15 protein-coding genes are annotated in these 24,937 nt (G+C 36.4%); 14 read left to right on the forward strand and 1 reads right to left on the reverse strand.

Features of this window, described 5'->3' with window-relative positions; translation table 11 throughout:
• Positions 1–38 precede the first annotated feature (38 nt).
• The gene (locus AC6CHR_RS15950) at positions 39–1,022 is read left to right on the forward strand and encodes an aldo/keto reductase (RefSeq protein WP_498249988.1); all 984 of its coding nucleotides are present in this window, start codon (positions 39–41) and stop codon (positions 1,020–1,022) included.
• Between the two features lie 383 nt (positions 1,023–1,405).
• Here the strand turns inward: AC6CHR_RS15950 and AC6CHR_RS15955 are convergent, their stop codons facing one another.
• Positions 1,406–1,909 carry an antibiotic biosynthesis monooxygenase family protein gene (locus AC6CHR_RS15955; RefSeq protein ID WP_498249989.1) on the reverse strand — a complete coding sequence of 168 codons (504 nt, stop codon included), beginning with the start codon at positions 1,907–1,909 and terminating at the stop codon, positions 1,406–1,408.
• Positions 1,910–2,050: 141 nt separating this feature from the next.
• Here AC6CHR_RS15955 and AC6CHR_RS15960 point away from each other — a divergent pair, with 141 nt between their 5' ends.
• The 13 genes from AC6CHR_RS15960 to AC6CHR_RS16020 all read left to right on the forward strand — a co-directional run bounded on the left by AC6CHR_RS15960 (position 2,051) and on the right by AC6CHR_RS16020 (position 24,892).
• Positions 2,051–4,189 (forward strand): transglycosylase domain-containing protein, encoded by a 2,139-nt coding sequence (locus tag AC6CHR_RS15960; protein WP_498249990.1) that lies wholly within the window; start codon positions 2,051–2,053, stop codon positions 4,187–4,189.
• Between the two features lie 317 nt (positions 4,190–4,506).
• Positions 4,507–5,559 carry a uroporphyrinogen decarboxylase gene (hemE, locus tag AC6CHR_RS15965; RefSeq protein ID WP_498249991.1) on the forward strand — a complete coding sequence of 351 codons (1,053 nt, stop codon included), beginning with the start codon at positions 4,507–4,509 and terminating at the stop codon, positions 5,557–5,559.
• Positions 5,560–5,691: 132 nt separating this feature from the next.
• Positions 5,692–6,621, forward strand: coding sequence for a ferrochelatase (gene hemH / locus AC6CHR_RS15970; protein ID WP_498249992.1), 930 nt, complete (start codon positions 5,692–5,694; stop codon positions 6,619–6,621).
• Between the two features lie 502 nt (positions 6,622–7,123).
• Positions 7,124–7,744: a hypothetical protein gene (locus tag AC6CHR_RS15975; protein WP_498249993.1), complete on the forward strand. Its 621-nt coding sequence runs from the start codon at positions 7,124–7,126 to the stop codon at positions 7,742–7,744.
• 748 nt (positions 7,745–8,492) lie between these two features.
• On the forward strand, positions 8,493–11,747 hold the full coding sequence (locus AC6CHR_RS15980) for an FIMAH domain-containing protein (RefSeq protein WP_498249994.1): 3,255 nt from the start codon (positions 8,493–8,495) through the stop codon (positions 11,745–11,747).
• A 507-nt stretch (positions 11,748–12,254) separates the two neighbouring features.
• The gene (locus tag AC6CHR_RS15985) at positions 12,255–13,118 is read left to right on the forward strand and encodes an ABC transporter permease (protein ID WP_498250058.1); all 864 of its coding nucleotides are present in this window, start codon (positions 12,255–12,257) and stop codon (positions 13,116–13,118) included.
• On the forward strand, positions 13,118–13,987 hold the full coding sequence (locus AC6CHR_RS15990) for a carbohydrate ABC transporter permease (RefSeq protein WP_498249995.1): 870 nt from the start codon (positions 13,118–13,120) through the stop codon (positions 13,985–13,987). Before AC6CHR_RS15985 ends, AC6CHR_RS15990 begins: the two co-directional genes overlap by 1 nt.
• A 67-nt stretch (positions 13,988–14,054) precedes the next feature.
• Positions 14,055–15,602 carry an extracellular solute-binding protein gene (locus tag AC6CHR_RS15995; RefSeq protein ID WP_498249996.1) on the forward strand — a complete coding sequence of 516 codons (1,548 nt, stop codon included), beginning with the start codon at positions 14,055–14,057 and terminating at the stop codon, positions 15,600–15,602.
• Positions 15,603–15,713: 111 nt separating this feature from the next.
• The gene (locus AC6CHR_RS16000) at positions 15,714–17,033 is read left to right on the forward strand and encodes a Gfo/Idh/MocA family protein (protein WP_498249997.1); all 1,320 of its coding nucleotides are present in this window, start codon (positions 15,714–15,716) and stop codon (positions 17,031–17,033) included.
• Between the two features lies 1 nt (position 17,034).
• A complete protein-coding gene (locus tag AC6CHR_RS16005; RefSeq protein WP_498249998.1) occupies positions 17,035–19,191 on the forward strand; it encodes a glycoside hydrolase family 88/105 protein in 2,157 nt (718 codons plus the stop codon).
• A gap of 74 nt (positions 19,192–19,265) precedes the next feature.
• Complete coding sequence (locus AC6CHR_RS16010) at positions 19,266–21,539, forward strand: helix-turn-helix domain-containing protein (RefSeq protein WP_498249999.1); 2,274 nt, start codon at positions 19,266–19,268, stop codon at positions 21,537–21,539.
• Positions 21,540–21,595: 56 nt separating this feature from the next.
• A complete protein-coding gene (locus AC6CHR_RS16015) occupies positions 21,596–23,650 on the forward strand; it encodes a glycoside hydrolase family 65 (RefSeq protein WP_498250000.1) in 2,055 nt (684 codons plus the stop codon).
• 99 nt (positions 23,651–23,749) lie between these two features.
• A complete protein-coding gene (locus AC6CHR_RS16020; protein ID WP_498250001.1) occupies positions 23,750–24,892 on the forward strand; it encodes a glycoside hydrolase family 88/105 protein in 1,143 nt (380 codons plus the stop codon).
• The last annotated feature ends 45 nt before the right edge of the window (positions 24,893–24,937 follow it).

Genomic DNA, 24,937 nt, shown 5'->3' on the forward strand with positions numbered 1-24,937 from the left:
TACAAAATTGGACAAATAGAATATGAAGGAGCGAAATAATGGAATACAAAACATTAGGCAAAAGCGGATTATTAGTTTCTGAGCTTTGTTTAGGCACAATGACCTTTGGCAATGAGATGAAAGAAGCAGATTCGATTAATATGGTTCATCGGTTTCTTGATCATGGAGGCAACTTTATCGATACTGCCGACGTTTATGTTGGTGGAGAGTCTGAAAAAATTGTTGGAAAGGCAATCCAAGAGCGCCGTTCTGAAGTAGTCTTAGCTACGAAAGTTAGAATGCGAGTAGGTCCTCATCCAAATGATTTCGGCTATTCAAGACGAAGAATTATAGAAGGAATTGACCAAAGCTTAAAACGATTAAATACCGATTATATTGATTTATATCAGCTACATGTATGGGATCATTTAACTCCTATTGAAGAAACAATACGAACATTAGATGACTTAGTTAGCTCAGGTAAAGTTCGATACATAGGCTGTTCAAATTTCTTAGCATGGCAAATGATGAAGGCATTATCTTATAGTGATTTCAACAACCTTGTTAGATTTATCTCGATTCAACCACAATATAGTTTAATTAACAGAGAAATGGATCGGGAAGTTCTGCCACTGTGTAAAGAGGAAAATGTTGGAGTAATTCCTTGGGCGCCAATTGGTGGTGGATTCTTATCAGGGAAATATCAACCAGGGGAAAACCCTACTAGCGGAAGACTATCCAAGGGAGTTGGGGAATCTAGCTGGGAGTATAGATCAGCAGAAAGAAATTTTGATATTTTACAAGCAGTTCGGGAAATTACCAAGGAAATAGATAAAACGCCTGCACAAATAGCATTAAACTGGTTAATAAATAAGGAAGAAATTACATCACCAATTTTCGGGGCAACAAGTATAGAACAATTTGAAGAAAATATTGGTAGTGTGGGTTGGAAATTAACGAAAGAGCAATGGAATAAGTTAGACGAAGTTAGTAAATTACCTAGTGAGTATCCAACAAGATTTATTGAAAAGTTTAGAAGATAAGTTGTAGACAATATAAGAAATCGTTAAGACGAATAGAGAGGTCTCATTGAAATAACTGAGGACTCTCTATTGGTCTGTTTTCGCTGTTTTAAAAAAGGAGAAAATAAATAGTTATTTATAATAGTAGTGGTTGCTAGTGAAAATAGGGTATTGTCATGTAGAAACAAGTTGTCATTTCCAAGGAAATATTGTCAAAAGTGCATATGCTGTCAAATGTATCTATCAAGTTCAGTCATACTATCAGAAGTTCTGCAAAATAGAAAAGGTCCAACTAGCTCGGTTTATATGAACTGGTTGAACCAAATAGGATTAAATATTTATTCAATAGTCGGTTGTAAACAAATTGAAAATCGTTGTATCAAAGTATGATAAAACGATTTTTACTAGTCCTCGATATCAACAGCTGAGTACTTTGTAGAATAGTTAGGCGAAGCTAATGGTTGGCCAATCGCAGCTTTTGACTTCGAATTATCAAAAACATTGTCATAATTCTTAGATTCATGCCAAGCATTGAAGTATTGTTCATTATCCCAAAATGATAAAATAATATATGTGTCTCCTTTTGCAGGGCGTAATACACGGATCGAGGAAAATCCTGGTTCGTTCTCGAGTATATGTTTTCGATTACTAAATTGTTTTTCAAAAAGGAGTTTACCTTCATCTGAAACAGGGATATGGTTACATACTGCAAATGCTCCATTTTGTAGTTCGCCGGAGGATTCGACTACTTCATATGCTTTTGGTTGACTAAAAAAGGATTTTTCATTCGTTTCATGAAATAAGATGCCTGTATCGTTATTAGCCATCAATCTCAATACTTGTTCAGGATGTTTTCGCACTAAACTAGTTAAGTAGTCAACAGTTCCGTAGGTTATGTAAATCTTCATTAATCAATCACCTCGTCATTAAATTTGTGTATTTACTCTTAGTATATCAGCTACTTTTAAAACCTTTCCCACTTTTACGATCTTTAACACATATACCTGCCTATTATTAACAATACTAAAGACATAATGAGGTGATCATATATGAAAAAGAAACTTATTCTGTCAATAATAATTATTATCTCAACTTTCATATTAGCGTTACTTGGGTATTTATTTATCCTTTTTATGGGTGATTATGTTATTGATGAAGAAAAGTTAGTGATGAATACAGCATCTAAACTTGTCGATGAAAGTGGTAATGAAATAACGAAACTTTTCATAGAGAACAGAGAACTTGTCGATATTAACGAGGTTCCGGAATATGTTCAGCAGGCATTTATTTCCGTTGAAGATCAGCGATTTTATGAGCATCACGGTGTTGATATCCGCGCGATTGGAAGGGCTCTTTATAAAGATATACTTGCAGGGGGAAAAGTAGAAGGTGGTAGCACAATTACACAGCAATTAGCTAAAAATCTTTTTCTAACAAATGATAAAACAGTGTTAAGGAAAACAAAAGAAGCGATTATCGCAATAAACTTGGAGAATCGTTATAGTAAATCGAAATTATTAGAGATGTATTTAAACCAGGTGTACTTTGGACATGGTGCCTATGGGATTGAATCTGCAGCAAAACTGTACTTTAATAAAAATGTCACAGAGTTAACACTTGAAGAAGGAGCATTATTAGCAGGTATACCTAAAGCACCCTCGAATTATTCACCAATTGAACATGAAGATAAAAGTAAAGAACGCCGTAATGTCATTTTAAGTTTAATGGGTGATCAAAAATATATAACCTATGAAGAAGTGGTTAGGACGCAAGGGAAAACAGTGAAACTTCAATTAAATAAAAAAGAGGATAGACCTTGGTTGTCTACCTATATTGATATGGTTATGGATGAAGCAAAGGAAAAGTACGCGTTGTCGAATGAAGAATTATTACGAGGAGGTTATACGATTAAGGTCCCTCTTAAGACCAATATCCAAAAAGCTACTTATGACTTGTTTCAAAAGAAAGATTATTTTCCGGGTACAGATGATTTTGCACAAGGTGCATTCATTCTTATTGATAATCAAACAGGTGGAGTGTTAGCTGCAATGGGTGGTCGAGATTATGTTCCTAAGGGATTAAACCGTTTAAATGTATCGAGACAACCGGGGTCAACATTTAAGCCAATTGCTGTCTATGCACCAGCGATCGAATCAAAGTTATTTAAACCATATTCTTTATTAGTAGATGAAAAACGTAAATATGGGGACTACGAACCGAGTAATAGTGATCAACAGTATGCTGGTAAGATATCAATGTTTGAAGCGATTGGTGTTTCAAAAAATGCAGCGGCAGTTTGGACCTTATCTGAATTAGGTATTAAGAAAAGTAAAGAATACCTAGGGAATGTGGGTATCTCCATAAAAGACGAGGGATTAGCAATTGCTTTAGGTGGGTTATCTGAAGGTGTAACACCAATTCAAATGACGAACGCCTATCGCACCTTCACAGCAAACGGCAATTATAGTGAACATTACCTTATAAATAAAATAACAGATAAAGAAGGAGAGATCATTGCCCAAAATCAAGCAAATATAAAGAAAGTCTACTCACCACAAACGGCATGGGATATGACGAGAATGCTGCAATATGTTGTAGAAGAAGGTACAGCAAAAAATGGTGAATTTCATGGTGAACTAGCAGGTAAAACAGGAACTACCTCCTATACGAATGTCGCTGGCGCAGCAAAGGATGCATGGTTTGTAGGTTTTACAGAAAATGTCGTTGGCGCACTATGGATGGGCTATGATAAAACAGATGATCAGCATTATTTAAAAAGTGGTAGTTCGTATCCAACAAAGTTGTTTAAAGATATTTTAATGGAAGCTGATTGGGATCAAAATGTGGCATTTTCTTTACCAAAGGGAGTCAAGGACATAGAAGAGCCAATAAAAATAGAGGACATTGATCAGGTAGATGCTAGATATACCTTTAAGCCACAGGGATTAATTACCTTAACGCTAGAGTGGGAACCACAAAAGGATGATCGTGTAGAATATCGAATTTATGAAAAAGAGAAAAATGAACAGAAACTTGTTGGAACAGTGACAGGCGAAAATCATTTTGATATCCCATATGTAAATGTCTTTGCAAATCGTACATATATGGTTGCGCCTTATAATGTCCAAACAAAAGAAGAAGGTATGGCTACTAAAGTTATTAAGCCAGATTTATTTAGTGTGAATTAACGCTAAATAGCATTATATCAATGATTTCGTCTATTTTTCGACATTTCTTCTGCAAATCTATACATCTTTCGTTGAAAACGTTATAGTTGAAAGAGGTAAAGATATAATATAGAATGAGTATTACATTATAATTAATATTATTTAATAAAGACGATACTCTTATCCTTTTTTTATGTGTAATAATATAAATAAAAAATGTTACTAATTTGCTAACGTATTACTTTAAGTGCTTCTCGTATCAGACACACATGTCTTCATAGGTGTCTTGTATCTTAGGAGTACTAGCTTATTTCCTACTAGGAAGGTGGACTTTTTAGATGTCTGAAAAGAAATTCAATGATACATTTTTAAAAGCATGTCGTGGTGAAAAAACGAACCATGTACCAGTTTGGTATATGAGACAAGCAGGGCGATCACAGCCTGAATATCGTAAAATCAAGGAGAAATATAGTCTTTTTGAAATCACACATCAGCCTGAGCTATGTGCATATGTAACCAGGTTACCTGTGGAACAATATAACGTTGACGCTGCGATACTTTACAAAGATATTATGACTCCTTTACCAGCAATTGGGGTAAACGTTGAAATCAAATCTGGTATTGGTCCAGTAATAGATGATCCGATCCGTTCATTATCAGACGTTGAAAAGCTAGGAGAAATAGATCCTGAAAGTGATGTTCCATATGTATTAGATACAATAAAGCTCCTAACACAGGAACAGCTTGAAGTACCTCTAATAGGATTTACTGGAGCTCCATTTACACTTGCGAGCTATATGATTGAAGGTGGTCCTTCGAAAAATTACAACAAAACAAAGGCTTTTATGTACTCAGAACCACAAGCATGGTTTGCTTTAATGGAAAAACTAGCGAATATGTGTATTACATATGCAAAATCTCAAATCAATGCAGGTGCAAAAGCGATACAAGTGTTTGATTCTTGGGTTGGTGCACTTAATGTAGCAGACTATCGCTATTATATTAAGCCGACAATGGAAAAGATATTTAGTGAGTTAAAAAAGGAAAATGTACCTTTAATCATGTTTGGTGTCGGAGCTAGTCATTTAGCACAGGAATGGCATGATCTTCCACTAGATGTAGTAGGTCTTGATTGGAGAATGCAAATACAAGAAGCGCGTTCGATCGGACTAACAAAAACACTTCAAGGGAATCTTGATCCTGCGATATTACTTTCCCCTTGGAATGTGATCGAAGATAGAGCTAAAGCGATATTGGATCAGGGAATGCAACAGGATGGCTATATCTTTAATCTTGGTCATGGCGTTTTTCCAGAAGTTAATCCAGAAACATTAACGAGATTAACGACATTTATCCATGACTATTCTAAAAAGGCAAAGGTTATTCTCTAAGGCTCTTTTCTAAAAGTTTGTTGCTTTAAAGCTGACAAGCTATTTGCTTAAAGTAATCGAGTATGAAAAACGAAAAAACTTGCTCCACAACAAGACAAAATCACTAAAGATAAAAACTAGAGGTGAATCATTTTGAGTAAGAAGAAAATGGGTTTATTGGTTATGGCATATGGTACTCCTTATAAAGAAGAGGATATTGAACGCTATTATACACATATTCGCCATGGACGTAAGCCAGAGCCTGAAATGCTTCAGGACTTAAAGAATCGCTATGAAGCAATTGGAGGAATTTCTCCATTAGCAAAAATTACAGCTGAGCAAGGTGAGAAACTAGAGCAGCACTTAAATCAAGTACAAGAAGATATCGAATTTAAATTGTATATCGGTCTAAAACATATTGAGCCATTTATCGAAGATGCTATTTCCCAAATGCATGATGAGGGTATCACAGAAGCAGTAACTATTGTACTAGCTCCACATTTCTCAACGTTTAGTGTGAAATCTTACAATGGTCGTGCAAAAGAAGAAGCCGATAAATATGGCATTAAGATAACTTCAGTCGAGAGCTGGTATACAGAACCTAAATTTATCACATATTGGGCAGATCGGATAAAAGAAACGTATACGAGTATGACTGCGGAGGAAAAGGCAACTGCTGTATTAGTTGTATCAGCACATAGTCTACCCGAAAAAATTAAAGCTATGGGTGACCCATATCCACAGCAATTACAAGAAACAGCTGACTTAATTGCAGAAGCTGCAGGGGTAAATGAGTATGTTATTGGTTGGCAAAGTGCTGGTAATACACCAGATCCATGGCTAGGACCTGATGTTCAAGATCTGACAAGAGATTTATTCAAAAAGGGTCACAAAACCTTTGTTTATACACCAGTAGGATTTGTCGCGGATCACCTTGAAGTCTTATTTGACAATGATTATGAGTGTAAGGTTGTAACAGAGGAGCTGGGAGCAAGTTATTACCGACCTGAAATGCCTAATGCGAAGCCAGAATTCATTGATTGTCTGGCAACGGTGGTTCTTAAACAACTGAAGAAGAGCTAAGTGAAAGACAAAAAGCAGGGTTCCCATCAAGGGTTCTCTGCTTTTTGTTATTACTATAGGCTCTTTTCTAAAAGTTTGTTGCTCTAGTACTAATAAAAATCGGCTTTTGGATTTTTATTGTGTAAATTGAAGAGATATCCAAAGGGATATCAGAGTAATTTAACGAAAAGAGTACGAAGATAGGCTGAATTCGTAAAGATTTACTTTTACGAAAAACAAACAACAATCCTTGCGAAAACAGCCTTACTATAAAATTCTTGAACTGTGGATAAGAGCTTTAATATCTTAGTTCCTGCAGTTTGATCTTAAAAAGCTGGATAATTAGCTTATGAGTATTTGCATTTTTTACAGTTATCGATTTTTACCTTTGTCTAACTTGGATGGACTGGAAATCTATTGAAACCTTTTGAACGAACTTACGTATACATAGATGTGATGGTTAACCAATATTTCCTATATCAATATTCGGTTCACGAGGTTTTTTCAAAGGAGGTTGAGAAGATTGAAGATATCGATCTTTTTTATCATTCTATTCATTATAGGAGTTTATTATTTAATACGCTATCAGCTACATTTAAGGAAAGCGTTGCTGGCTTCAAGCGGTGCGATCTATCCTAAACATGAAGATGAGTTTCGGAATATTCTCCTACCAAATGAGTGGAAAGAGATGCAACCACTAACAAAAAATACGAAGTCTTATCAGTATGTAAAATGGGGTACAGTTGTTGCAATTATTTTATTAATGGTATTGTTAGTCATTGTCCTCTCAACAGATTGGTTTGGATCCTCTATTTTTAGTGTCGTATACTTGTTTCTAGCAATCATAAGTGCGATTAGACATCGTGGTAATTTTTATATTTGTTCAAATGGGATTATCCTAAATAATAAGTTGTATGCTTCTAATCAGATTCAAAGCTATCAAACTGAAAAAATAATCAGATGGCACGAGTTATACGGTCTTAATCCACGTTTGAATAATGCTTTTAAATTAACACTATTTAGGAAGAACGGTCTATTTAAGCAAAATTATGTTGTAATAGAAGAGAGTGAATATCTAGAGGTAATTATCCGTTTATTAGAAGAGCAAGGGATTTCTGGCACCCATAAAAATCAGGCAAGCTAAAACGCTTAGGCTTCATTACATAAAAAGAACTTAGATAAAAACGATAGATGTTTTTGTTAATGAGGATAAAAACCTTAATAGTAAGCAAAGAAACAGTCCAATTAGCAAATAGAATTGGACTGTTTCTTTTTTTATAACTTTAATGGCTAGAATGAGCACATGAGGAAAAGCAAGCACAAACAATTTACACAAAATCGTAGATAACTAGCTGGGAAGGTGTATATATAAATTTGCATAATTGGTTCATATAAACAATTATTCTTGGGGATAAACAGAATAGATATTTACGGCCCATTCTATCATTTGTGCACGTCGTGGAAGAATGGACGATTGTTCTAATGTTTGATTGGTAGCTATAATAAGTTTGGTAGAATTGAAAATTTTAAGGGAGGAGTTTGTTAAGCAAAGTAACTCTATGACTACATATTTTGTAAGCGTTACCATTCAATCGTACTAATTGGAATTAAGTACTACTTCTTATTCTTCATTAAGGATAATGTAAGGAGGTGATGAATATGAGAGGAACAATATGTTTCGAGTAGAAAGACGATAAGTGTTAATAGAAAGAGATAATGAGAGTTACACTTATTTCAGGGCAAGTTTATTGCCTAGAGAGGAATAGGAAACGGCTTAGTAACTTCTATATTATAAGAGTTGACAGAAGCACGTTTCATCCTTCTTTCTTGACTTTTAAACCTCAAGAATACCACTCAATAGTATTAAAAAAATATCTAAGCGGAGGTACAAAATGAAGAGGTTTTTGGCGGTGTTTTTGTGCGTGATTTTATGTTTTTCTTTACTCCCAACGGTAGCTCCTTTAGTAAAAGCAGATACGACATTACTTCCTGCATTTCCAGGAGCGGAAGGCTTCGGTTATGCGACAGTTGGTGGGCGAGGTGGTGAGGTTTATCATGTTTCAAGCTATGACCTTAAAGGTCCTGGTACTTTCCATGATGCACTTACAACAGCTGGAGAGACCCCTCGTACAATTGTATTTGATATATCCGGTGAAATTACTATTCCCCAGATTGTTTTGAGAGATAAATCAAATATCACGATAGCTGGTCAGACTGCATCAGGGGATGGAGTGACTATTCGAGGAAATAATATACGTTTCATTGATTGTAACGATATCATTATTAGGTATGTACGCTTCCGTCTGGGGGATCAAAGCTTTAATGATGATTCTATGTATTTTGAAGATAGTCAGAATGTAATCATAGATCATTCGACATTTTCATGGGCAACAGATGAGGTATTGTCGATTAAGAGCAAGGATTATGACAATCCAAAATCAAAAAATATTACTGTTCAATGGTCCATTATGTCCGAAGGTCTTCTTACCCACTCAATGGGTGGTTTGATTGAGATGAATACGATCAGTATGCATCATAATCTTTATGCTCATAACAACGACAGAAATCCTAAAACCAAAGGACAGATCGATTTTGTTAACAATATCGTGTATAACTGGGGCGGTTTTCCTTATGTGGCCGGTGGTGAATCTGGTACAAAAGGTTATGGGAATGTTGTAGGGAATTATTTTATTGCAGGGAAAAACTCTGCTGATCCAGAGTATGCAATCGTACGAGGAAATGAGAACTATCGTGTATATATTGAGAACAACCATATTGATAGCAATAAAAACGGTATACTTGATGGGACTGATACAGGAACGGATATAATAGAGGCTGAAAAACCTAGTGTTGTGGTTGCAGATCGGTTTGAATACCCACCAGTTCACACGCAAGATCCAGAAGTTGCGTATAATTATGTTCTGGATTATGTCGGTGCGTCTTTAGTTCGGGATGCAGTGGACAAACGTGTTATTAATAGTGTGAGAAATCAAACAGGAGTAATTATAGGACATGAGAATGATGTCGGAGGTTTCCCACTGTTGAAAGAAGGTAAGGCTTCTGAAGATACTGACCGTGACGGAATGCCTGATGACTGGGAACAGATGAATGGATTTGATCCGAGAGATCCGGAAGACAGAAATGAAGATAACAATGGGAATGGTTATACAAACCTCGAAGAATACTTAAATGAATTGGCGGCTCCTGGCTACCCGTCGAATTATCCTAAAACACCACCTGCATGGTCCGGGCCACCATTTACTCCACCGGTAGAACCAGAACCGGAGACTACTCCAGAGCCGGTTCAAAGTATGGACGGAGAAATAACTAGGAATATTTTAATCAACGATAATAGTAGCAACGGAAGCGAAAATGCCTCTAAATGGTCGGTTCAAGAGAATCTACAAATTGGAGACTTCGTGGCTGGTGATCGAGTTTCGGGAAGTAAGGTTTATAGATTCAAATCGATACCTGATGAATTAATCGGCATGGAATGGATTAGATCTGCGATAGGCTCAAGAAGTGCCTCGAGTGAGGATTTAGTTTCCTTTTATTTGACTGCTGATACGGATGTTTATGTAGCACATGATTCTAGGATTACTGATAAGCCAGCGTGGTTGTCGTCCTCCTATGAAGATACAGGGGTTATGATCAAAGATGATCAACCGGTGGATTACAATCTTTACAAAAAGCATTATTCTGCAGGTTCATTTGTCGTTATGGGAGCGAATAATAATACGTCAAAAATGAACTATTCAGTTATCTTTAAACCAACAAATACGGAAGAAGTTCCTCTTTTGGAAAGCCCTTCAGGATTGACAGGTAATTTAACAGAGGATACCTCTATTAAATTAAATTGGTCATCGGTAACTGCGGCAGATGCGTATCTCATTTACCGGTCTTCGTCCAAGGATCCTATGTTTAGAGCGATGGCAAGTTCCGAAACGGCAGATTTTGAGGATACGACTGTAGAACAAGGAGTAACCTATCAGTACAAGCTATCTGCACTTAATGCTGGAGGTGAATCGCCTTTATCTGATGTTGTGGAAGTGTTCACCTTTGATTCTACACAGCCAATCCCTTCTGTACCAACAGGATTGAGTGTACCCGTAACAAAGAGTATTTCTGTTAAGCTAGATTGGACACAAGTGGAGGATGCAATTAGTTATAGTATTTTTAGAGCAACCGAACAAAATGGCAGCTACAAGAAGATAGGAAGCACATCAACTGCAGAATACACTGACACTACCGTCATTCCTTCTACAACGTATTACTATAAGGTAACGACGACAGCTATTGGTGGTGAATCTGAGAAATCAGACATGGTCACAACAACAACTAAGTCACCTGTAACATTACCTGATATTCCAACAGGCCTAGTTTCAGGTAAAGTAACCACATCTGCTTTCGAAATCGATTGGACTTCAGTAGATGGTGCTGAAAGTTATAACATATACAAAAAAGCAAGCGGAGACAGTGTCTTTGCTAAGGTAGATAGTACGGAATCTCCCACATATATCGATGATAGCATTAGTGTAAGTAAAACAAGTTACACCTATAGAATATCAGCGGTAAACGAAATGGGTGAGACTGAGCATTCAGATGAACTTACTGTTACAATGCCAAAACCCTCCACACCATCCGATCTTACTGTTGGCCTTGTCGGAGAATTATTTGTAGGACTAATATGGACATCACATGGTGGAGAAAATCAAGTAAATATCTATCGGGAAGCAAATGGTGAAGTGGAATTCCTGGGTTATGCAAAAGTAAATACGTATTACGATCGAACCGTAGAACCTGGTGTTGAGTACACCTATTACATTAAGGCAGAAAATGCAAGTGGAGAATCAGTAATGTCCAATACCGTAAAGGTTAAACCAGGGTTCATAACAGTTTTAGAGAATTATATGGAACAATTTGAGGCAACTAGTGATTTGAAGGGTCCAATTGTATCCCAGTTATCAAATACGCTTAAGCAAGCGGAACATCACTCAGAAAAGGGCTCAAAAAAGAAAGCAATTACATTTATGAGAAAATATATCGATCTACTTAACCAAAAGAAACAGCACAATCAAATTTCTCCTGATGCAAAAATGTTACTTTCTTATTATGCACAATTATACATTGATAAAATGGAAAAGTAGAATTTGTATCATTTAAAAGTTTAGTAGAAAACTAGAAATTAATTTCTAGTTACAAAGAGTCGTCTGAAAGTCATGGTCACTTTCAGATGGCCTCTACTATTAGGGGAAATTGGGGCTATTACACTATCCAATTAAAGGTTTAGCTAGAATGAGCATATCTTACATCCAACAAACAATTTGTACAAAAGCGTTCAAAACAGTATAGAAAACGCTTACATAAAATAAAAAACTAACGATGGTCCATTAACTTGTATTAGCAGAGATACCAAACATAATTAGATCCTAAATCTACAATTTGTGTATTTCATGTAAAAATGGATGGTTGAATGAGTTTGATTGGGCTAGTTATAATCAATTTGTAATAGTAAAAAAAGAAGGGGAGGTAGGGATATGGGTGACTCATCGGTAAAACAGCAAAGGGAATCTAACCTTTCAATTAATACAAATGTATTTAATAAGAAGAAAAGTCTTATTAGTATCTATTTAGATAATATTAAAAAAAACTGGATGCTTTATCTAATGATCGTTCCTGGGCTGTTATATTATATTATCTTTAAGTATATCCCATTGTTTGGAAGCGTTATTGCATTTCAAGATTATCAAATTTTTAGAGGGATTTTTGATAGTCCTTGGGTTTGGTTGGATAATTTTAAATATATATTTTCCTATCAAGATTTCTATCAAGTTTTAAGGAACACTGCGATAATTGCCTTTTATCAGCTGATTTTTGGGTTCCCAGCCCCAATTATTTTAGCATTGTTATTTAATGAAATACGATTAATGTTTTTTAAAAGAACAGTTCAAAGCTTGTTTTATCTCCCTCATTTTTTATCTTGGGTAGTTGTCGGAGGAATTGTTTTTGAATTGTTGGCATTAGAAGGAATTGTTAATGCCATTCGCGAGTTATTTGGTGCAGCACCAATTCTGTTTATGCAGGAAGAGAGTTATTTTCGTACAATTGTCGTCATTTCAGGTATATGGAAAAGTGTTGGATGGGGAACAATCATCTATTTAGCTGCAATTACCGGAATTAACCCGAGTTTATATGAAGCAGCAGTAATTGACGGTGCAAACCGTTGGAAACAAATAAGATATATCACCTTACCATTGTTATTCCCAACTATTTTAATTCTATTTTTACTGAATATAGGTAATTTCTTAGAGCTTGGATTTGATCAAATTTTTAACTTACTAACTCCGATGACGTATTCAGTAGGGGATATCATTGAAACATATGTTTATCGAGCAGGTGTACTTCAAGGACAATTTAGTGTAACAACGGCAATTGGTTTATTCCAATCAGTTATTGGCTTTATGTTGCTTTGGATTTTTAATAGGCTTGCTAGAAAATCAGAACAGGGGTTATGGTAATGAAAAAATCATTGGGGGAAAAAAGCTTTCAATTCTTTAACTATACTTTTCTTATTGTCATTTCAGCAACAATGATTCTGCCTTTGCTACAACTGTTAGCAGTGTCGTTTAGTTCTCCAATCGCTGCCGAATCAAAAAAGGTATTCCTGTTCCCAGTGGAATTTACCTTAGGTACATGGAAACATATCCTTCAGAATGATGTGCTTTGGAGATCTTTTGGAGTGACAATTTTCATTACAGTTGTTGGGACAATTTTAAGTATGTTATTTACAGTCTTAACAGCATTTCCATTGTCTAGAAAAGAATTCCTTCCAAAAAAGCCGATCATGCTTGCGATTGTCATCACGATGATTTTTAATGCACCAATGATTCCATATTTCCTAACTGTTAGAGAACTCGGATTGATGGATTCTATATGGGCACTAATTATTCCAGGATTAATTAGTACCTTTAATATGATCATCGTAAGGACCTTTTTCATGGGAATACCAAGTGAATTAGATGATGCAGCAAAAATAGACGGATGTAATGATTTTCGTTTATTATTTCAGATCTATATTCCTTTATCGAAGCCTGTACTTGCAACAATTGGCTTGTTTTATGCGGTTGGTTTCTGGAATACGTTTCAAAGTGCAGTACTGTTTTTACGTGACCAAACGTTATGGCCATTACAGATGAGACTTCGTGGATATTTCACATCACCAGAAGCTCTTGCTGAGGTCAATTTAATTACAGGTGACTTTGATTTCAATACAATAACTTTGAAAGCGGCAACAATTATTTTTGCTACGGTACCAATCGTCTTGGTGTATCCATTCTTACAAAAATATTTTGTCAAAGGTGCTGTACTTGGATCAATCAAGGAATAAGTCGATTAAACCGAATATCGGTTTGATAGTATAGATAGTTAGTATGAAAAACAAAGGGGGATTTTGTATGTTTAAGAGTAGCAGAAAGTCATTTTTACTCATGTTTTTTACCTTGATGCTTGTTATTGGTTCTCTAGTTGGTTGTACTAGCAACAAGGAAGTGGATAGTACGTCAGGAGTTTCTGATGACGATTCCTCAGAAGAAGTTAGTAAAGTAAAAGTGTTTAAGAGTCATATGTCAAAAGGGACTCTTCCTGGTCCTGACGACCCGCATGTTCAACAAGTATTGGAGGCTACAGGCGTTCAATATGAATTGATGTCAACACCTGCCGGAGCTGATCCAGCTGAATATTTAAATTTAATGTTTGCGTCTGAAGAATATCCGGACATCTTCCGCCCAATTGGTGGATTTGACCAAACCTTAATAAGTCAAGGTGCAGCACTGCCATTGGATGAGCTACTTCCGAAATATGCACCAAATGTATGGAAAAATATCCCAAAAGAAGCGTGGGATGTCGTACGTTCTGCTACACCTGATGGGAAAATTTATTATGTTCCAAAGGTATACCTAGTTCCAGAACGAGCTGCATTAATTCGCCAAGACTGGGTTGATGCAGTAGGTATGGATATGCCTGAAACAGTTGAGGAATATAAAGAGCTATTAAGAGCATTTCGTGATGATGACCCAAATGGTAATGGAAAACAGGATGAACTTCCTACATCAGGAAGGGAATTTGGTAAATGGATGGATCACTTATTTGCGATCTATGGAGTAGCGATGTGGGAAGGTGTACCTGAATGGGATACTTATGAAGGTGAAATTCAATATGCTGGTGTTTCAAAAAATATGAAAGCAGCTATTTCATTTATCCGTGATTTATATGAAGAAAAACTACTAGACAATGAAACCTTTTTAAATAAAGGTGAGGTTTGGACAGCGAAAATTAATACTAATTTAGTAGGCAGTTGGTATCATTTACCGGCAAATTTACGTGATCGTCACAATGCAATGCTTGAAGGAGCACCAGAAGCAAATGTTGTTGGAATGCCACTTCCAAAAGCAGAAGGATTTGAAGGGTATATCACCCAAAAAAGCATGGGAGAACCTGAATGGATGATTCCTGCTGCATCTGAGAAAAATGCTGCATCAGCTTTAAAACTATTAGACTTCTTCTATGATACGGAAAATAACGATTTTATCAGATATGGGATTGAGGGAGCACAACATAAAGTAGAGAATGGGGAAAAGGTATTAATTCCTCCAACAGATGAAACACCTATCGCATTAGGAATGAAAAATTTATTAACGAAAGAAGATATGGAGAATCGCATTGACGAAACGATGGAAGAATATCAAATCCAAATGGTTAAGGATATATTTGAGGTAAGTACTGCAGATGCTCGAAGAATCGAAGGAGACGGTTTACCATCGACAGTTTATGAAGGATTTCCAGATATTCAATCACACAAGCTATTCCAAGAATATTTAACGAAAATTGTTATTGGTGAATGGCCAATCGATAAGTTCGATGAATTTGTGGATAGATGGTATCAAGCTGGTGGAGATAAAGTTACTGAAAGAGTGAAAGAATGGCATGAAAGAGTAAATAAATAATAGCTAATTAATAAGATTAACAGAAGTTGTTGCTCAAAAATGTAATTTTTTGGGCAACACTCATTTCAATTTTCTATGTGGTACGAGAATCTATTGAAAGGATTGAATCTGATGAAGAAAAGATATGCGATTTGTGGCGTAAGTGGAAGAGCTCTAGGTATGTTTGCTAAGCCGATTACCACTACATTTTCTCAAAGTTGTGAAATAGTTGGGTTATTAGATCGTGATTCTAAACGATTTGATTTATTTGAGACTAGATTCCCAGATCTAACTCCTGTAAAAACGTATGGAGAATCGGAATTCGATCGAATGGTTGATGAAACAAAGCCAGATGTCATAATTGTTGCAGGACGTGATGATAGTCATGCGAAGTATATAATTGCTGCCCTCCGTCGTGATCTTGATGTCATTACAGAAAAGCCAATGGTTACTACAGGTGAGGATTGTAGAAAAGTTTTAGATGCTGAGCAAGCTAGTAAAGGAAAGGTAACGGTTACCTTCAATTACAGGTATGCACCAATTCACACAAAGATTAAAGAACTAATTATGGAAGGAAAGTTAGGAAGAGTTACCTCTATTGATTTGAATTGGTATCTAGATACACATCATGGATCAAGTTATTTCAAAAGGTGGAACAGGTTAAGGGAACTCTCTGGTGGACTATCAATCCATAAGAGTACACACCATTTTGATTTGGTCAATTGGTGGATAGATCAAAGGCCGGTTGAGGTTTTTGCATATGGAGCTCTTAATTACTATGGTCCAGATAGCGAATTGAATCCTAGTAAAGAGGATGGTAGGCATTGCGAAACTTGTATACATACGGAGGACTGTGCCTATTACTCTAGGTGGAACTCTAGGAAAGAAAGGTTTCAAGTTCCAGACGATCACCTTGAATCACTTGTTGAAGAGGGGAAAAAGTACCAATATACAAACTATCGACCTGATCAGTGTATTTTCGACTCAGAAATAAATATCGAGGACACATATTCAGCAACTGTAAAGTACAATCGAGGGGCATTACTTAGCTACTCTGTTAATTTTTCACTACCATATGAGGGCTACCGTCTTGCAATCAATGGGACAAAGGGTAGGTTGGAAACAGTTGAATACCATGCACCAGGTCGAACACCATTTCCTACGCCGAAACAAACAATCGATTATTTTCCACTATTTGGTTCGAAGGAAACCATCCATGTAGTGCATCGCGAAGGAAGTCATGGGGGAGGAGATCCGCTACTTCTAGAGGATCTTTTTATGGGAGAGGATCGTCGGAGACCCTATAAAATATTATCGGGAGCACTTGACGGAGCATATTCTGTGTCGACAGGTGAAGCTGTTTGGAAATCAGTGAAAGAGCACCGTCCAATCACGATCGACGAAGTTCTCATGAAACAGCAGGATTACACTACAAGTGGGGAGATGAATTGAATTGAACCATTTTAATCATTTCTCTCCAGAAGAAAGCATGTCTTTTCAGCATAAAATTGAGGATGTGCTTACTACAATTGCTCAACGCTATATTGGAGCAAATCCTTCCAGGCCACCTAATTATCGGGTAACGAGAAAAAGTGCTATCAAGAAAATTGAGAATCACCGTTATGTTTTTCCTGTTGTGAAGATGTTTCCAGGGATACAAAATGGTCAAAAAATATATGCATGGGCTAAGCTGTGGGTTGTAGAGGATCACTCCTTTCCTTTTCTGCTTACGTGCTTAGGACCTATTCGCTTATATCATAATGGTGTTAAAAGATTTGGGTCAACACGTGATGAGGAATCAACCGGTGTGGATAGTAAACTTTCATTAGATTTAGTCAAAGGCTGGAACCATTTTGTCCTTGAAATTGAAAAAGGAGAGCATGGATGTGGAGCTGTTTTTGGTACAGGAAACCGTAAAAATGTCCCTTATCACTTTTTAGCCCCTTCTATGGAAAGGGAAGGAGAGGAAGGTTGGATTTATACAGAACCGAAGGAGGAATCCCTTGATCAAATTCCTTCTTTGACATGTAGAGAATATGCAACAGGCTGTAACTGGTTTCCAAGAATAACCTCTTTGCCGAAAAATGGTGACCAATTTTCACATTTATATGGGTCGAAAAAAGGATATGTTACTTATGCTTGGACAAAGATAGAAAGTTATAGCCTAGAGTCTCTTGTTCTTAAAGGAACAACAAATGGTCCAATACAACTGCTTCTTAATGGTCAAGATATATATCAGCAAAATAATCTTGGTGAATTAGAGGTCAGTATAAAGGTACCAATTGGATTACATGACTTGGTTGTTATTAGTGAAAGTGGTCTACAGAACTGGGGATTTACTTTAGAACTACTCACACGGAATGCTAGGTTACGAATTCCCCATGATGTAAAAGGGAGTTGGGATACTTGGCTTTATTTAGGACCATTCTTAAAAGATGAAAAGGTAATGATTTCTAACTATCAGTCAATGGACACTGTTGCTACAAACAAAGAAAATCAGTCCTTTTTTTGGTGTACGGATCGAGGAGCGTATGTTAGACCCTTTCTCGAAAATCAGCTATTTGGTAAATGGAATTATCCTTTAGGTGTTACGATGTATGGTTTATTAGAACTAGCAAAAGTGTTGCATAGACCTGATATGTTAGATTACGTACTAGACCATGTTGAATTAGCAACTTCGAGATATGATTACTCAGTATGGGATAAAAAACAATATGGTGCAGCAGGTATTAACAATCAACTTTCTGATATTGATAGCCTTGATGATTGTGGCTCCTTCGCTGCCCTCATGATACTTGCAAATAATAATCGCCCATTAAAAGGAACTAGGGAAACGGCAGATGTAATCGCCAATTATATCATGAATCAGCAAAGTCGCTTAGCGGATGGTGCATTATATCGTGAAATTGGTGTTTCACAAAAAATGAATAATACGATGTGGTGTGATGATATGTACATGAGTGTACCATTTTTTTGCAGATATGCTGAACTAATTGGTGATAGTAGCTATTTGGATGAGGCTGCCAGACAGCTTCTATTATATAAGGGATACCTTTATATGGAAGAAATACAACTTATGTCACATGTCTATCATGTTGAACAGAAGAAACCTACCCAAACAACATGGGGAAGAGGAAATGGTTGGGTATTATTCTCTTTAACTGAGTTATTAAAAGTATTACCTGATGACCACGAGTTATATCCTGATATATTGAAGTTTTATCTTCAACTTGCTGAAGGATGTTTGAAGGTCCAAGGGATTAACGGATTATGGCATCAGGTTTTGATTGATCCAGAGTCTTACGAAGAATCCTCCTGTACATCTATGTTTATGTATGCTTTTGCTAATGGAGTTCGGTGCGGATGGATTGATGACAAAGAACAATATTTACAGGCTGTCATGTTAGGGTGGAAAGGGTTAACCGAGCGAGAAATTGATAAACAAGGCAATATTTATGGAGTATGTAAAGGATCAAGTTATTCGTTTTCAAATTATTATTATAAGCATGAGCTTCCATGGACAATGAATGATACACATGGAATTGGTATTGTTTTATTAGCTGGAATTGAAACAATTAGGATGATTAAAAACCAAGAAAATCAATTTTAAACTCGAATATTGTCGTAACCTCCTCTACGAAAATGAATATGTAGTATAATGCCAAAAAAGGAGGTCGAAAAAGGATGTTCAGATCATTTCAAAAATGGCTAAAATATTCATTGTTCAAAACTGAGACGAGGCTGATTTTATTTTTAACGATGGCCGTTTTTTTTATCATACTCATCGTGAGTATAACATCATATCAAACTTCGAAGTCAGTGTTGCAGGAGGAGTTAAACGAACCACAGCAACAAATGCTACAAGTTAGTATGAACTTTATCGATAATCATATTATTGAAAGCGATAACATTGCAATTAAGGTTGCACTTAACAAACATATTTATAAGTTTTTGAACAGCGACATACAGAATTCATATAACGATATTTCAGAGATTTATCAGCTGTTATCTACTCATATCAATAGTTCATCTCACATCAACAGTATTTATATATATGATATTAAACATGGTAGTTTTGTTTCGATGCCCCAAGGATTTAGTTCACGTAAAACAACGTTTATCGATTCAAATTGGGTAGGTATAGCTGACGAGTTCGGTGATGAAATGATGATTGTAAAAAAAAGAAACGTTCATGATGGAGAAAAACACAATCGTTCTGAAGTGACCTTGTTTAGAAAAATAATGATTCAAGGTGAATTCAAGGGAATAGTTGCTGTAAATCTAGGAAATAACGATTTATTTGAACCATTAACTCCACCAAAAATGTCTAATTTAAGCAGTACTCGGTTTATTATCGATCAAAATAATGAAATTATTTATTCAACTTCTAGCAAAAAAATGGATTCTAAAGCAGTTGTGAATTCAGTATCTGAATTAAATGAGCAACATTTGGGGGATATCACCTATCAAGGTCGACAACTGCTTGTTAGCCAAAACATATCTCCACTGACGGGCTGGAAATATGTTTCTTTAGTACCTCAAGATAGTTTACTAGCAAAATCCAAAAAAGTTGGTCATGTCGTTCTTTCAGTGTCGATTATCGCTTTGTTATTTGGTGGGATTGCCATTTATTATATCAACAACATTGCTTTTAGACCTATACGTCGAATGAAACAGCTATTTAATATTGGTAAACAAGACATGAACCACGATGATTTGCTGCACTTAGAAAATCTTACAGGGGAATTACTTAGTGATCATGCTCACATGATTCGAAAGGTAAGAGCTGAGGCATCAGCCAAGTTTTTTAGCGATATTTATAATGAAAATCTAACAAATACTAGAGAAATTAGTGAAAAATGCAAAGGGTATTTTCAAGAATCAGCAAATAACCCGTTAAAAGTCGCAATCATTTCTATTGATAATTTCTATGAATGGTCATATCGGTATTCAGATTCAGATCATTCTCTCTTAAAATTTGCATTAGCTAATATAATAACAGAAATAGTAGAGCCACATTCACACAGCGAATGTATCGACCTTGGAAAGGATAAGTTTGTGATTGTCCTTCATCCAAGTGAAGATGAAACACTGTTAGATGGAAAAATAAAGAAAGCACTTTCCGATATTCATCGATTACTAAGGTTTAGTATTTCAATCGGAATCAGTAATCAGAAATCTGATTTCGGAAGATTATTGGAGGCGGTTTTTGAAGCAGATACAGCCCTCGGAAACAGGTTATATACTGGATATGGAAGCATATTGAAGTTTGAAGAATTAATGGAACAGGATATCCGGAAAATATCAATAAATGATAATGTTTTAGATCAATTGACTGAAGCAATTGAAACTGGGGATAGGTTACGTTCTAGCAACTTAATTGATCATATTATTGGAGAGATTAAGAGAAGTCATTTGAATCCAGAGAAAGCACTATCAATCCTTAGGAGGATTGGTGAGCGATATCTTCGTTTTGGTCATAATGAGGATAAAGTGAAAAGTAAAGAAAGAAATTTCTTTAATCAACTTCACACTATTCACATCGATGATATTGCGGATTTTCTTAATTACCAGGCAAATGTATTGATTGAGGAATTTCAGTCATCAGTAATATGTAAAGAATCCCTATTAAATGAGAAAATGATCGATTATATGAAGGCACATTTAGATGAGCCAATCGGTATAAAGGAAATTGTCGATGCAATTGGTATTAGTGTAAGCTTGGCAAGTGCAATTTTTAAGAAGGAGAAGAATGAAACGATTTACGGATATTTTACTAATTTGAGAATGAAGCGTGCTGCTGAATTATTGTTGCATACGGATGAAAAAATTTCGGATATTGCTATAAAAGTTGGGTACCAGCATGAAAATAGTTTTATTCGGGCATTTCGAAAATGTAATAATATTACACCCGGTAAATACAGGGAAGTGTTGAAAGCTAGGAAAGAAGTTATGTAATTATCGTAGTTATGAGATTAATAGAATGAGATTTAAAAAAATGGGGTGGAATAATAATGTTAAATAGAAGGAATATTGTAGAACGTCACAATCCAAGTATTAAGAAGGTAGAGTCACTTGCACCATTATCAATTGGTAACAGAGAGTTTGGGTTTAGCTGTGACTTTACAGGATTACAGACCTTTCCAGAAGCATATGAGACCCCACTTGGGACGCAATCAAATTGGGGTTGGCATTATACTGGTGGACCAAATCTTTATTCGGAAAAAGATATTGTGTATCAAGGTTTTGATACACATGGACGACAGGTAAATTACCCGATGAAACCGGAAGGGAAAGAGGTAGCTTATAACTGGTTACGTCAAAATCCTCACAGACTACATTTAGGGAGAATTTCATTTCGGTTTTTAACAGAAAATAATCAGTTCGTGCAATTGGATGAGATTACAGGAATAAATCAAAAACTGGACTTATGGACAGGGATCGTTGAAAGTGAATTTTTTGTAGAAGGAGTTCCAGTTCAGGTCAAGACGGCTTGTCATGCAGATCATGATGTCATTGCTGTACACGTATCTTCCCCATTAATTAAGGAAAAACGTATTCAGGTATTTACTCTTTTTCCAGCGCCTGATGTGACTCATAATAGTTGGTCAAAAGCTACACAGCCTGACTGGGATAATGATGACAGACACCAAACAGAATATCAATCACATACTGACAAATCAGTTTTACTTACACGGAAGATGGATCAGGATCAATACGATGTAAGATGGGATTGGAATAATGGTTTCTTGCAGCAAACGGGAGAACATGAATATACACTAATTGGTGATGGGAGCTCTGAATTTTTAGAATTTGCGGTTTCCTACGCACCGAAAGAACCACCTTCTGTAAAACCAAAAACAGTATTTGATTCTAGTCGTTCCTTCTGGGAAGCATTTTGGCTAAATGGTGGAGCGCTCGATTTTTCTGGTAGTACCAACCCACGTGCGATGGAACTTGAACGAAGGGTAGTTCTCTCACAATATTTATCTACTATTCACAGTGCTGGTTCATTACCTCCACAAGAAACAGGTTTTATGTATAATAGTTGGTTTGGAAAATTCCATTTGGAGATGCACTGGTGGCACGGAGCACATTTTCCTATATGGGGACGAAAGGAATATTTAGAAAATAGTCTTGAATGGTATCAATCAATATTGCCTCTAGCAAGGGAACTTGCTGAATCACAAGGTTATGCTGGGGCTAGATGGCCAAAAATGGTGGGGATAGATGGCAAACAAAGTCCTTCTCCGGTAGCACCAGGTTTGATTTGGCAACAACCACACCCAATGGCATTGGCTGAGATGTGTTATTTAGTTAATCCAACTACAGAGTTTCTTAAGCGTTTTCAATCGATCGTTTTTGAGGCTGCAGACTTCATGGTGTCATACGCACATTGGAATGAGAATAAGGAAGTATATGTTCTTGGACCACCACTAATACCTGCTCAAGAGTGTCACTATATACACGATAGTTTAAATCCACCATATGAGCTTGAATATTGGAAGTATGGTTTGGAAATCGCGATTAATTGGGCTAACCGATTAAATCTACCTGTGAATCCAATGTGGTCACAGGTAGCCAATTCATTAGCAAAGCCACGATATGAAGATGGTGTGTATCTTGCACATGAGAATTGTTTGAATACATTTACAGAGAAAAATCATGATCATCCTTCCATGCTTGGAGCCTTAGGTATTTTACCTGGGACTTTGGTGGATCCAGAAATCATGAGAAATACGTTATATAAAGTAAAAGAAGTATGGAATTGGGAATCTGCATGGGGCTGGGATTTTCCAATGTGTGCAATGACTGCTACTAGGTTGGGAGAAAGAGAGCTAGCTTTAGATTTTTTATTAATGGATGCTACTAAAAATACGTATTTGGCAAACGGTCATAATTATCAACGGCCAGGTTTGACCGCTTACTTACCCGGTAATGGTGGGCTTTTAACCGCGATTGCCATGATGGTTTGTGGATGGAAGGATGGTTCAGATCATCATTGTCCAGGGTTCCCACAAGATGGTAGTTGGTCGGTGAAATGGGAAGGCTTACATGCCTTGTTATAAAGTAGAGCAAGTTCTTTTACACGGTTAGAAGGAAATTTCAGCATGATATTAAGGAAAAAACTAACAATAGATGAAATGATAAAGGAGAATGAATGACTAATGCAACCAAACCAATGGTCGATAAAAATTGCTGAAACAATACTTTCGCAATGCGAAAATGGATATCACCCCAAAATTGCCAATAAGTGGGGGTATGTAGCGGGAATGACATTAAAGGCATTTGATTGGCTTTCAGAATGGAGTGGTAAAGAAGAATATCACTTAATGGTTAAAAGACATATGGATCTATTTATCCAAGAAAATGGAACGGTAAAAAACTATTCAATTGAGGAATACAATTTGGATCATATTAATGAAGGGAAGAACTTATTCTTACTTTGGAATCGTACTGGAGAGGAAAAGTATGAGAAGGCGATTCAGCAGCTAGTATCACAGCTTATAGGACAGCCAAGAACAAGTGAAGGAGGTTTTTGGCATAAAAAAATCTATCCTTTTCAGATGTGGCTTGATGGTGTTTATATGTCATCACCTTTTTTAGCTGAATATGCGAAAACATTTCATGATACTGAAGGATTTGACGAGGTTGCAAGGCAAATCTTGTTGATTGAGGAGAAAACGCGCAACCCAATAACGGGACTACTGCATCATGCGTGGGATGAAAGTAGGGAACAGCGTTGGTGTGACAAAGAAACGGGTCGATCATTTCATATCTGGGGACGTGCAATGGGATGGTATTGCATGGCAATTGTTGATTCCCTTGAACATTTTCCAGTTAATCATCCGAAACGTGGTCAAATTATGGGTGTATTTGAGCGAATGGCCCATGCAATCAAAAATGTTCAAGACCAAGAGAGTGGCCTCTGGTATCAGTTATTGGATCAAAATGGTAGAGAAAACAATTATTTAGAAGCATCTGGTTCCTGTATGCTGACATATGCATTGGCAAAAGGAATCCGTTTAGGTTATTTGTCGGGTATTAATCAGGAAGTAGTTATCCGTTCGTATGAAGGTATCCATAAACATTTTGTCACTGAAGATGAAGATGGTGTTCACCTTCATGGAATATGTAAAGGGGCTGGCCTTGGTGGGGCTAAGTACCGAGATGGTTCTTATGACTATTATATGAGTGAGCAAATCGTTAGTGATGATCTTATGGGAGTAGCACCATTTTTATTAGCGAGTATTGAAATGGAGAAATTAGCTAAAGCTCGAAATGTTGAATTATATGAAAGTAGTAATTGAAAATAAAAGATAAATAGATTGATCGAGAAGAATATCACTTGCACA

It is taken from the genome of Metabacillus sp. GQ13 (genome assembly GCF_059758525.1).